Consider the following 12,657-nt stretch of genomic DNA (forward strand, 5'->3'; position numbering starts at 1 on the left):
GGACCGGATCTTGCGCAGTCGAAACCTCGAGGCTTCCATGACCAAACACCTCTCGCTCGTCGGCGCACCTTCGGTGGAGGCGCTGCCGCCCTCGGGTCTCGCCTGTCTCGTCATCGTGGCAAGACAGCATGGTTTGCACCTGACGCCGTCCCAGCTCATCCATGACAATCTGCTGGGCGACCAGGAAGTCACGCTTGCCGAGCTTTTGAAGTGCGCGAATTCCTCGGGCATGACGGCAAAGGCCGTCACGCTGGACTGGAAGGGGCTGAGCCATCTCAAGCGGGCGCTGCCGGCAATCGTTCGCCTGCGCGATGGCAGCCACATGGTCTTGCTGCGCCTCGAAGGCGATGAAAACAGCACCCGGGTGGTCTTGCAGGATCCGAACGCGAGCGAGGATGCGCTGCTCGTCATCGATCAACCGCGCTTCGAGGACATCTGGTCGGGCGACGTCGTCATGGCCAAGCGCGATTACGAGATCTCCGACGAGACCCAGCCGTTCAGCTTCGGCTTTGTCACCGCATTGCTGTTCCGCGAGCGGCGGATCCTGCGCGACGTCGCGATCGCGGCGCTGATCCTGGGCTTCATGGGTCTGGCACCGATCATGTTCTGGCGGCTGCTGTCCGACAAGGTCATTTTCTACAAGGCCTACAACACGTTCTACGTGCTGTGTATCGCCATGTTCGTGGTCATCATGTTCGAGGCGGCGTTCACGTTCCTGCGGCAGTATCTGGTGCAGCGTTTGACAGCCCGCCTCGACGTCAAGCTGTCGACCTACGTTTTCGAGAAAGTGCTCAATCTGCCGATCGACTACTTCGAACAGAACGCCGTCGGCCTGATTTCGCGGGACATCCGCGAGGTGTTTCGAATTCGCGGCTTCCTCACCGGGCAGTTGTTCGGAACCATTCTCGATTCGACAACGCTGTTCTTCTTCCTGCCCGTCATGTTCTTCTTCAGCCCGATCATGACGCTGATGGTTCTCGGCTTTGCTGGGGTGATCGTAACCTGGCTCGTCCTGATGCTGCCGACCTACCGGAAGAAGTCCTCGGCAACCCTGGCGGCTGAAGGCGCACAGGGCGCGTTCCTGATCCAGAGCCTGAACGGCATGCGGACCATCAAATCGCTGGCGCTCGATACGCGGCAGCGCCACATGTGGGACGTGCTTGTGGCGCGCGTCGCCAAGGCGCGTCTTGCCGAAGGCCTGACCGGAACCGCGATCCAGACGGTGGTGCGTCCGTTGGAACGGCTGGCGGTGAGCGCGCCCTATGCGTTCGGTGTCTACCTGGCCGTGTCGAGCGGCGATCCGGTCTATGTCGGCGCGCTGTTTGCCTTTCTGATGCTGTCGCAACGTGTTGCCGGCCCGCTGATGCAGATGGCGCAGCTCATCAACCAGTATGACGAGGCGCGCACGGCAGTCACGATCGTCGGCCGGCTGGTGAATCAGCCGCCTGAGGAGGGACGTTCCGGCCATGGCGTGCGGGTCCCGCTCAAGGGACTGGTCGAATTCTCCGGCGTCACGTTCAAGTACAAGGGGGCGGTGTCGCCGGCGCTGAACAACATCTCGTTCGAGATTCCGCTCGGCACGACGCTGGGCGTGATGGGCAAGAGCGGCTCGGGCAAGACCACGATCACGCGGCTGTTGCAGCGGCTGCACTCCGACTATGGCGGTCTGATCAAGGTCGACGGCATCGATGTCCGCGAATACGATGTCGACCATCTCCGGCGCAACGTCGGCGTCGTGCTGCAGGAGAACTTCCTGTTCAGCGGCACGATCCGCGAGAACATTTCAGCCGCGAAGCCCGATGCGACCTTCGACGACATTGTCAGGGCGGCGCGTTTGGCCGGCGCCGAGGAGTTCATCGACAAGCTGCCGCGCGGCTACGAGACCTATATCTACGAGGGATCCACCAATCTCTCCGGCGGGCAGCGTCAGCGCCTCGCGATCGCGCGAGCGCTGATCGTCAATCCGCCGATCCTGATCCTGGACGAGGCGACCAGCGCGCTCGATGCCGAGAGCGAGACGATCGTCAACGCGAATATTTCGCGGATCGCCCAGGGGCGCACGCTGATCATCATCTCGCACCGGCTGTCGTCGCTCACGAAGGCCGATGCGATCCTCGTGCTCAATCGCGGCGTGGTCAACGATATCGGGCGCCACGACGAGCTTCTGGAACGAAACGACATCTATAGCTCGCTCTGGTACCAGCAGAATACGCATCTCGTGCCGGCTGGCCGCAACGAGAAGAACTTCAGGAGTCCGACCCTTGTCTCCTAATCAGGCTTCGCTCGCGACCGTTCGCCAGTTCCAGTCGGAAACCGATGCCATCCGCGAGGCGGCCGAGCCGTTGCTGGCTCGCGCGACGCTGTTCGTGCTGTCGGCGTTCCTGGTCGCCGTCGTGGCGATCATGTGCTTCACGCGCGTCGATCGGGTCATCACGAGCGTGGGCGGCAGGATCGTTCCGGTCGATCAGATCAACGTGCTGCAGGCTCTGGACGCGTCGATCATCAAGACGATTGATGTTCGGGAAGGTGAGCAGGTCGAGACGGGTCAGCTGCTGGCGACGCTCGACTCGACCTTCACCGTGGCCGACGTCACGCAGTACAAGCTGCAGATTGCGAGCCTGGACGCACAGGTTGCCCGCGACGAGGCCGAATTGTCCGGAAAGCCGCTGACATTCGGTCAGTCCAAGGATCCGGAAGTCACCCGGTACAACGCCCTGCAGAAGGCGCTCTACGACCAGCGCGTCGCCCAGTACAATGCGCAGGTGAACAGCTACGACTCCAAGATCAGCCAGACCGAAGCGACGATCCAGAAGTCGAAGAAGGACGACGAGCGCTACAGTCAACGTGCCGAGATCGCCGGCAAGATCGAGGACATGCGCACGTCGCTTGCGGAAAGCGGCAGCGGCTCCAAGCTGAATCTGTATCTGTCACAGGATAATCGCCTGGAGTTGTTGCGTCAGATCGACAACACGCACAACACCTTGCTGGAAGCGCAACACCAGCTGGAATCGTTGAAAGCCGATCGCAAGGCCTTCACCGAGCAATGGAATGCGCAGCTGAGCCAGGATCTGGTTACGACGCGCAATAGCCTGGATACCGCCCGCTCGAACTATGACAAGGCCATCAAGCATCAGGACCTGGTGCGGTGGACGGCGGCCGAGCCCTCGGTCGTCCTGACCCTCGCCAAGCTCTCGGTCGGGTCGGTGCTGAAGCCGGGCGATCCCTTCATCACGCTGATGCCGCTCAAGACCCGGCTCGAGGCCGAGATTCAGATCCTGTCGCGCGATGTCGGCTTCGTCCGGCCGAACGACCCCTGCACCATGAAGGTCGATGCCTTCAACGCGGCGGAGCACGGCACGGCGCAGGGCAAGATTCGCTGGATCAGCGAAGGCGCCTTCACGACCGATGATGACGGAAAGCCGGTCGATGCCTACTACAAGGCGCGATGCTCCGTCGACGAGACCAACTTCAAGGATGTTCCGAGGAATTTCCGCCTCATCCCCGGCATGACGCTGCAGGGCGATGTCAATGTCGGCACCCGTTCGGTAGCGATGTATCTGCTCGGCGGCATGCTGCGCAGTGCAAAAGAAGCAATGCGCGAGCCATGATGGTATCGACGCGATCCCTTCTCGACTTGCTCCGGCCCGGTTCGTCCCGTTCAGACTCATCGCAGTTTGAACGGGGACTGGAGGCTTACGAGAACCGGCAATATCTCGAGGCGTTGCGCTTGTGGCGGCTTGCGTCGCGAGCGGGCAACCCGGAGGCGGATTACCGGATTGGGCTGCTCTACGCGCGGAACGAGGGCGTTATCGGCAACATTCCGGACGCGGTCGCGTGGTATGAGCGCGCCGCCCTGAACGGACACACCGAAGCGCAATTCCAGCTTGGCTTGATCTACTTCCACGGGTTTCAGGCCGCGCTCGGACCGAACAGGCCCGAGATGTGGCGGCAATCCACGGCCGCGCGGCTGGGTGACAAGGCGACCAACCTCCACGATCTGGTGTTCCCGAACGGGATCGGCGTGCCCAGGGACCTCGACGCCGCCTTCCTCTGGATGTCGGTGGCGGCGGAGGCCGGCAAGGCGGACGCGCAGGCGCTCCTGGGCGACATGTACGCCAACGGGCAAGGCTGCGCCAAGGATCACGCTGTTGCCCTGCGCTGGTACGAGGCCGCGGCCGAGCAGAAGGCGGCGGCCGGCGAATTCGCGCTCGGCGACGTGCATTATCAGGGGCGCGGCGTTCCCGTCGATTTTGCGCAGGCCGCGATCTGGTATCAAAAAGCCGCGGAGCGGGGGCATGTCCGCGCGCAGGTGGCGCTCGCTTTCATGTGCCTCAAGGGCACCGGACTTCCCGAAAATGTCGAAGAGGCCGCGCGGCTGTTTCAGAGTGCCGCTGCCCATGACGATACCATCGCGCTCTACAACATCGCGCTGTTGCGGCTGAGCGGCAAAGGGGTGGCCAAGGACCTCGACAAGGCCGAGACCGCGCTGCGCAAGGCGGCACGGAAGGATTACCTGCCGGCGATCCAGGCGCTGGCCGAGTTCTATGCGCTCGGCACCGCCGCCGAGCCGGATCTGCGCGAGGCGGCGTACTGGTACGAGAAGGCGGCCGAGCGCGGCGACGTGCAGGCGCAGTTCTTTACCGGGCGCTTCTACGCCACCGGCACCGGCGTTCCGCCCAGCATCCGCCAGGCTGCGAAATGGTTCGAACGCGCCGCCGAGAGCGGCCATGCCACGGCGGCCCACAACATCGCGGTGTTCTATCTCAACGGCAACGGCGTGACGCGCGATGTCGCGGCCGCGATCAAGTGGTTCGAGCGCGCGTGCGAGGGAGGCATCAGCGCCGCAGGCGTGCAACTCGGCCGGCTCTACTCGGCGGGCAACGGTGTGCCGCGCGACCAGGTACGCGCTGCCGAATGGCTCAGCAAGGCGGCCAAGGGCGGCGACGCCGATGCAAAGACGGCCTATGCCCTGTTTCTCATCCAGCAAGAGCCATCCGAAGCGGGTCTTGCGCAAGCACGCACGCTGCTCACCGATGCCGCCGAGGTCGGTCATTCCGCCGCGGCATTCCAGTTGGGCGGGCTCCACATGGGAAGGTCCGGTGGCGCCGTCGATCTACCGGCCGCGGCCCAATGGTTCAAGCGCGCGGCAAGTGCCGGCCATGTCGAGGCCCAGCACACATTGGCGTTGCTGTATTCCGATCCCAAGAGTGCCCTCAAGGATCCGCAGGCGGCCGCCGGCTGGATCGTCAAGGCTGCCGATGGCGGCAGCGCCGCAGCCCAGTTCAAGCTCGCGGTGATGTATTGCACCGGGCAGGGCATCGAGCAGGATCTTGCCCAGGGCGTGAAATGGTACGAGGCCGCGGCGCGCCAGGGCCACACGACCGCGCAATACAACCTTGCCGTGATGCTCGGGCGAGGTCAGGGCTGCGACGCCGATCCGGCGAAGGCGGCCGAGTGGTTCGCTGCAGCTGCGGAGCAGGGCATGGCCGAAGCCCAACTCGCCATCGGTGATGCACTGCGTGCCGGCAACGGCGTCGCGCAGGATCGCGATCAGGCCATGCGCTGGTATCGACAGGCGGCGCAGCAGAACAACGAAGGTGCGCTGCGTCGTCTGCAGGCGATCGGCGAGAGCGTCGGCTGAGATTGTTGGAGGCGGACATCACGTCGCGCGCAAGCAATGGCAGAGACGGTGACACGGCTTTGTTTTTGGGCGCGAAGGCACGCAAGCGTGCATGTCAGCGTGACAATCTAGGCAGAACTAACAATGGCTTTCATATCGACGATAGAGAGATTGCGTTAATGTGGGTTCGCGGAATAAATGCTCATTGCACCTCTGGTTGTGTGAAGATGATCGATAAGAACCGAGAGGTCACGATCTGGAGCGTGTCAGGCAATGTGATCCCGGGATCGAACGTCTGCGTGACCGGGAAAGAAACTGGAGCCGGCGTTAAACGTCGGCAGGAGATTGAGTGGCAATGAACAAGATGGTCGAACGGAGCGTCAGGGATACGAAGGATATGTTGCCCGTTGCCAGTCCGGTTCAGCAGGAAGACCATCCGCAGAGCCTGTTCCTGGATCCCGATATCAGCGATCTTCAGTCGGGATCGCGGTTGCGTGGCGCGATCCTCGAATATTCGGGGCGGGGAATCTCGGGCTGGATTGTCGATGCCCAGTCGCCAGCTTCAACGGTTTCGATAGCGCTCTTTGTCGCTTCCCACTGTGTCGAAGAGGGACGCACCGGCCGATCCATGCCGGCCCGCATCGGTCCGCGGAGCGTGATCGGACGTCCCGGATTCCGGATCGATCTATCCACGCCGGGTGTGCGCCGTCGGCTGGCGCGCGCCCTCCGAAACACGCTCGTGGAGCCCAAGCATGCGCAGATCTATCTGCGCATCAGCCTGAACGATGGCGAATACTACGAGATACCGCTGTTCGAGAATTTTACGCCGAGCGAGGTGGTCGTTGCGCTGGGTTTCTCGATCGAGGACTACGACGATCTGCTGTTTCCGAACAACGACAGCAGGACAATTGCCGGACCGGCGGACGCCGCCACCAAAGAGGTGCGCTACATTTGCTTCTACCTGCCGCAATTCCATTCATTTGAAGAAAATGACAGGTGGTGGGGACCGGGGTTCACCGAGTGGACCAACGTCGCGCGCATGCGTGCCCAGTTTCCGGCTCACGAATCGCCATGGTTGCCTGCCGATCTTGGATTCTATGACGTCCGGCTGCCGGAGACGCGCCGTCAGCAGGGCGAGCTCGCGCGCAAGTACGGCATCGATGGATTTTGCTACTACGTCTACTGGTTTCAGGGACGACGGCTGCTGGAAAAGCCGCTTCAGCTCCTGCTCGAGGACGGCGAGCCGAACCTGCCATTCTGCATCTGCTGGGCCAACGAGAACTGGTCGCGCCGGTGGGACGGCTCCGATGCCGAGCTCCTGTTGGGACAAAATCACTCGCTGGATGACGATGTCCGCTTCATCGACGACATGGCCGACCTGCTGCTCGATGAGCGCTACATCACGGTCGACGGTCGAAAGATCATCGTCGTCTACAGACCGTCATTGTTGCCGGACAAGCAGCGTCTGTTCGAGATTTGGCGCGAGAGGGCCAGAGAGCTTGGAATCGGCGAACTGCTGATTTGCAATGCGATGACGTTCGGAGAGTTCGATCCGCGCGACGTCAATTGTGATGCTGCGATCGAGTTTCCGCCGCACACGGTCTCGACGCGGGAGGTGCCGCCGGCCGAAGTCGATGCTCCGCCGACCTTCGCCGGAAAGGTGTACGACTATGTCGATGCGATGCGATCGTCGATCGGCAAGACCTACGATTTCCCGTTCTTTCCTGCCGTGATGCCGCGCTGGGACAATACGCCTCGCAAGGGCGCGCGCGGTCACGTCTTCACCAGGTCCAGTCCGGAGGCGTTTGAGGTCTGGCTTCGCGACGCGACGCTGCGGGCCAAGGGCAACAGCTTCTCCGAGTCATTGGTGTTCATCAATTCCTGGAACGAGTGGGCGGAGGGGGCTCATCTCGAGCCGGATTCGCGTCATGGACGAGCATTCCTCGACGTCGTGCGAAGGGTGGCTTCGGCTGAGCCGATTTCAGCCCAGATCCGAAATAGCCCGGATCTGCTGGATTGCCTGAGCAGGCAGGAGCTGGAGTGGGCGGTAAAGGAGGCCTCGACGCATGTCGAAGTGCTGGCAAACCTGCACCGGTCAGGTCTCACCCATTCGGGCGTGCAGCGCGTCAGGAACGGTACGCCGGTTGAGGCAGAGGGCGCGTCCGACAATCCGGCAGGTTCATTGCTGGTCATCGAGAACATCAATTCTCAGACCGGCGAGCGGGTGATCGTCGATCCGCGCTTCGAGATTTTGGTGCGTGGTTGGATCTGCGCGGGCAATACGTTCGAGGCAAGCCGGCAAAGAACCGGATTCCTGGTGCTGTCGGCGTTTGCGCCGGATAGCGCGGTCAATAGCGGGTACTGCCTGATCGTCGATTGGCACGAGCGCGTCGACGTGAAGGAGTATATGAAGGCCGAAAGCAAGGACTGCTATTTCGGCTTCCAGCTGTCGTTCTCGATTCGAGACTTGCCGGATGGCGAATATCAGCTTGCGGTGCTGGAGGTCGGCGACGGCGCCAGCGCGCTGGTGCGGTCCCGCCATTCGATCATCGTGAGACGTTGAGGTCGCCGCCGATGCTCGCAAGTGTCGTCATCGCGTGCTACAAGCACGAGCAGTATCTCGAGGAATGCCTCGAGACTGTCTATCAGCAGACTTTTGCCGACATTGAGCTCGTCATCGTCGACGACCATTCGCCGGACAAGAGTTTTGACGTCGCGCAGAAGGTGATCAAGAAGCGGTCGTTCGGAAAGCGCTTTGTCTCCTGCAAGCTGCTCAAGAACCCGCAAAACCTCGGCGCCCACTACACCTGGAACAGGGCATTGTCGCTGACGAGCGGCGACATGATCTTCCTTTTGAACTCGGACGATGCCTTTTCGAAGGAGCGGGTTCGGCTGTTCGCGGATCAATATGCCAATGAGCGGCTGTTCTTCGGCTTCTCGGCCGTTGAGCCGATCGACGAGCACGGCAAGTCGATCAGCAACTACCAGTTTCCCACGCGCCTGCGCTATGCAATCGATCGGGCCCAGATTGCGGGTGCGCCGCTGTCCTGGACATTCCTGGATTCCCAGATCGCCGCGTCGACCGGAAACTTCGTCTTCAGCCGTGAACTGCTGCGGCAGGTGGGCTGGCTCGCCGATCTCAAATACTGTCACGACTGGGACTTCGCCCTGCGCGCCGTCACCAAGGTCGAGCCGACCTATCTCGAGTCCGACCGCTATCTGTATCGGCTCCACTCAACCAACAGCTTCCGAAGTCTGAGCAAGGTGGCGGAGAGTGAGACCAAGGCTTGCATGGAGTCGTATTGCCTGAATGCAATCTCGTCGCGGCCGCAAAACAAGACCTGCCTCAGCCCGTCCAATTTCGGCGATTCGTTCTATGACTTCGTGAAGCTGCACCCGAACTTCAATTATTGGGTCAAGCAGATCTACGCGCCCTATCATCCGGAGCATCGGACGGTCGAGTCGAACGATCGGACCAGGCCGCTGCGTTGGCGCTGATCGGGGACAAGCCTGCCTTGTCCGTTCCGATGCAATCGGAACGGAGCCCTGATTGAGCGTGCGGCGCGGCTTCACGCAAGCCGCGACACACGTCTCTAAACCGACCTAGCAGAGGTTTTTCGACGCCGTCTTTGCGGTCGTCTTGAGAACTTCGCGCAGCGCTTCCAGGCGATCGGTTTGGCAGGGCACGGTGGGGACCAGCCAGCCACCTTCGTCATTTTCGTTCCAGGCATAGATCAGCACCGCGGGGGCCCGACGATCGGGCGCACGGCTGTTCACCCAGCTGATCGATTGCGCCAGATGGCCGGCCAATTCCTTCTTCGTCGGCGCGGTGTAGAAATTGGTGACCCCATCGCCGGGACGCTGCTTGGTCTCCCAGGGCACGGGACGTTCGATGCGCGGGCGCCTGTCCCATCCGGTCATCACCGTGGGCACGACGGGGACCTGGCTCGCGGACAGATCGTTCCAGCCCTTTTCGGCATACTTCGCGAGATCTGCAAAGCTTCCGCGGCCGTTGCCGGTTGTGATCGCATATGATCCGACCGCGTCGGCGCCCAGATTGGCGGCCTCCTGGCTCAGGAATTTCGTGTCTCCCGCCAGCACGATGTAGGGATCGGCAAGCCCGGCGCCGTTGGCGTCGGATTTGAACTTGCCGAGCTGGGTGCGCAGACCTTGCACGCCTCCCCAGCTTCGCTGCACGTCCGCCCCCTTGATGAAGCCCAGGAAGTACAGCGGCCGATCGCCCTCCACCCTCAGATAGTTCTTGTCCGCCATGAGGCCGATGTGCTCCTGGGGCAGTGAGGATAGCTTGGCTGCCGATCCCCATCGCCCGAGCTCGGTGAACATGCAGTATCTCAGTTCGGCTGCCTTTGGCCGGGCTCTGAACGCGTACAGGGCTTTCGACATCGGGTGGTTTGCGCCGTAGGCGGCAAACGCCCAATAGTCCAGTCCTGCAAAGATGGCCTGGTCGATCTCCTTGTCCATCTCGGCCTCGATCGAAGCCGAAAAATCGAGCGCGTTGGGATCGCGGTTCATCTGCGTTCCGAAGAACGGCGTTCGCCAGCGATATTTTTCGGGACCGAGCGATTGCTTCATGGCTTCGGTCGGCTGCGAGCCCGGCGCATACCAGGCGTCCCATCGGATCGCTCCGACCAGGGGCCGGGAAGCTGCCGCGGCCGCAGCAGGATGGCCGGAACCCAGGACGCTGAGCGAGCCGGGCAGGAGGCTTGCGGATAACGATGTCAAAAACATCCGTCTTGTAAGCGCGAACGGCTTACGGACTGCTGCATTCCCATTGTTCATTGGCGACCTCCGATCGTTCCCGTCCCGTGCGACGGTTTCGTGCAAATGACAGCGAGCCCTCTGCTTCTATTATATTGATTTTCCTCGAAATAACCTTACAACAGTTAAATGTGAGCACTACGTGTTATAGCCTTATTCTTGTAGGATAAGTGCGCTAATAGGGAATTCGTGGTGCGAACCAATGGTAATTGCTTGTTGATCTCGTGGGGAGCGGCTCAGGTTGGACATGGAAATTCCTGCATTGTCTAGTTTCAGCTCAGGCGTGAATCTCGATACGCTTCCAGCAAGTGAGATCGAGACAAGGCTTCGAGATTTCTTTTCCGGGCGGATCGCGAATCCGAAGCCCGACGACCTCATCCAATCGGTCGAGCAGTTGGAGCAGCAATACGGCCACTACAAGGAATTCCAGTTTGCAAAGGCGGCAGCGCTTGTGCAGGCATGTGATTTCGCCGGAGCGCGCGCAATCCTTCTCGACCTCGTCAAGCAGCTGCCGTCCGACTCGCGGATATTGCATCGCCTTGCGATCGCGGATCTCAACATGGGATCAGCTCACGAAGCGCAGGATGTTTATCTTTCTGCGCTCGCTGCGGCCCCGAAAAGCGAAAATCTGCGGCGCGAGTTTGCCGGCCTCTTGCGCGTGATGGAGGCGAAGAAGCTCTATGTCGGGGTCGATCGGAAGAAGCACGGCCTGGCCGCCGTGTGCGCCATCAAGAACGAGGGCGACGACCTCTTGGAATGGCTGCACTTTCATAGACTGGTCGGAGTCGATCACTTCTACCTCTACGACAACGGCAGCACCGACAACACGCGCGACGTGATCGAATCCTTCCCTTGGCCCGAAATGATCACCTATCATTTCGTGGAGGGCGAATTTGGCCAGATGCGCGCGTTCTCTCATGCGATCGACAGCTATCGCAATTGCTCGGAATGGTGCGCCTTCATCGATGCCGATGAGTACCTGTTTCCGACCAAGGCCGGCAACATCAAGGACGTCCTGGCGGAGGTTGGATCAGCGCCGGCGGTGGCGGTGCATTGGTTGAACTTCGGATCGAACGGTCACGACGCGAAGCCGGCCGGCTTGTGCATCGAGTCCTTCACGCGTCGCGCTCCGGACGACTTCCCGGATCATTTCATCATGAAGTCGATCATTCGGCCGGACACCATCGTGTCCTACCTGCATCCCCATCAATCGCTCGTTCTGGGCTGCTACGTCCAGGAAGACGGCACGCCCGTTTTCCCGATCGGCGGGCGCTGCACGGCTCCCAAGCGGGACAAGCTCGTCATCAATCACTACTACACGAAGTCGCGGCAACAATTGCTGAAGAAGCGTGAGCGCGGCCGGCCGTTGGCCGATGGCGATCCTGAGAAGATCCGCGCGATGGAGTTCTTCACATTGCGGGATCGCAACGATATCGAAGACGCGACGATCCAGCGGTTTCTGCCGGAGCTGAAGAAACTGGTTCAGAGCTGAATCCAGGACAGCTGAATCCGGGAACGGCGATATCCTCGCCGGAGGAGGGCGCGCCAAGGCGGTGCGCCCCATAAATTGTCCATTGTGCTTGAAGTGACCGTTGATCGCGGCGATCAACTGCGCAGCGATCGGTTACAGGGGCTCTAGCCGGTATTTCGCAAGCAAGTCTTGCGCAGCTTCGATGTCAATCTTTGCCGGCCTCTGGAAGACAGACATGTTGTTGGCACGCGCGATTTCGCGCGCGACCGTCCGCACGGAATGGTAGTGGGGACGGTTCTCGAAGTCGTGAATTGCGATGAAGGCTCCCGGCGCGGCGTGCAGCACGCACTGCACGAAGCAGGCCACGCGAAACCGGCCGTCGACGAAGTACAAGTCCGCCGTCTTGCTTTCCGGACGCTCCCAGATGCGTTCGTGATAGTCGGGCCAGGAGCTCTCCTTCTCCTTCTCCACCGGGTAACCCCACTCGCGCAGCTTGCCGATATCGACGTGCAGCAGCAGCGGCTGGGTGCTCGCACCGCGCGTGGCGTCGGCGACCTTGGAGAGCCATTCCGAGGAGGAATCGATGGAAATGACCCACTCCTTCTTGGTTTGACAGGCGAGCCAGGTGCTGCCGCCCGACCCGAACTCCAGATAGCGCGTCGAGAGATCCACGAAGCTTTTGAACAATGTCTGTTCCTGACCGTCCATTGCGATGTTCATGGCGGGATCCCTTGGTTTCTCGATTTGTTGTCTGGCGGGTGGTTGCCAATCCACCGTCGGAAGGCGG

General features: G+C 61.4%; 8 protein-coding genes. 6 read left to right on the forward strand and 2 right to left on the reverse strand.

Translation table 11 applies throughout. From position 1 onward, the window contains the following. The first annotated feature begins 37 nt into the window (after positions 1-37). From ACVIGB_RS47490 to ACVIGB_RS47510, 5 genes are all read left to right on the forward strand, one after another. The gene (locus ACVIGB_RS47490; protein ID WP_092125231.1) at positions 38-2,272 is read left to right on the forward strand and encodes a peptidase domain-containing ABC transporter; all 2,235 of its coding nucleotides are present in this window, start codon (positions 38-40) and stop codon (positions 2,270-2,272) included. Beyond that, complete coding sequence (locus ACVIGB_RS47495) at positions 2,262-3,608, forward strand: HlyD family type I secretion periplasmic adaptor subunit (RefSeq protein WP_456724070.1); 1,347 nt, start codon at positions 2,262-2,264, stop codon at positions 3,606-3,608. The genes ACVIGB_RS47490 and ACVIGB_RS47495 overlap by 11 nt, the downstream gene beginning before the upstream one ends. Next, positions 3,608-5,641, forward strand: a complete 2,034-nt coding sequence (locus ACVIGB_RS47500) for a tetratricopeptide repeat protein (protein ID WP_456749413.1) — start codon at positions 3,608-3,610, stop codon at positions 5,639-5,641. Before ACVIGB_RS47495 ends, ACVIGB_RS47500 begins: the two co-directional genes overlap by 1 nt. Before the next feature lie 334 nt (positions 5,642-5,975). Continuing rightward, entirely contained in the window at positions 5,976-8,183 is a 2,208-nt protein-coding gene (locus tag ACVIGB_RS47505; RefSeq protein ID WP_456725257.1) for a glycoside hydrolase family 99-like domain-containing protein, read from the forward strand. 11 nt (positions 8,184-8,194) lie between these two features. Beyond that, complete coding sequence (locus tag ACVIGB_RS47510) at positions 8,195-9,118, forward strand: glycosyltransferase family 2 protein (protein ID WP_456724068.1); 924 nt, start codon at positions 8,195-8,197, stop codon at positions 9,116-9,118. Between the two features lie 105 nt (positions 9,119-9,223). Here the strand turns inward: ACVIGB_RS47510 and ACVIGB_RS47515 are convergent, their stop codons facing one another. Beyond that, positions 9,224-10,369 (reverse strand): hypothetical protein, encoded by a 1,146-nt coding sequence (locus ACVIGB_RS47515; RefSeq protein ID WP_456725256.1) that lies wholly within the window; start codon positions 10,367-10,369, stop codon positions 9,224-9,226. Positions 10,370-10,661: 292 nt separating this feature from the next. Between ACVIGB_RS47515 and ACVIGB_RS47520 the strand changes: the two genes are divergently transcribed. Continuing rightward, positions 10,662-11,891: a glycosyltransferase family 92 protein gene (locus tag ACVIGB_RS47520; RefSeq protein WP_456724067.1), complete on the forward strand. Its 1,230-nt coding sequence runs from the start codon at positions 10,662-10,664 to the stop codon at positions 11,889-11,891. A 132-nt stretch (positions 11,892-12,023) separates the two neighbouring features. On the opposite strand, the gene ACVIGB_RS47525 is transcribed toward ACVIGB_RS47520, so the two are convergent. Continuing rightward, complete coding sequence (locus tag ACVIGB_RS47525) at positions 12,024-12,590, reverse strand: hypothetical protein (RefSeq protein WP_456724066.1); 567 nt, start codon at positions 12,588-12,590, stop codon at positions 12,024-12,026. Between the last annotated feature and the right edge of the window lie 67 nt (positions 12,591-12,657).

It is taken from the genome of Bradyrhizobium sp. USDA 4341 (assembly GCF_054063755.1).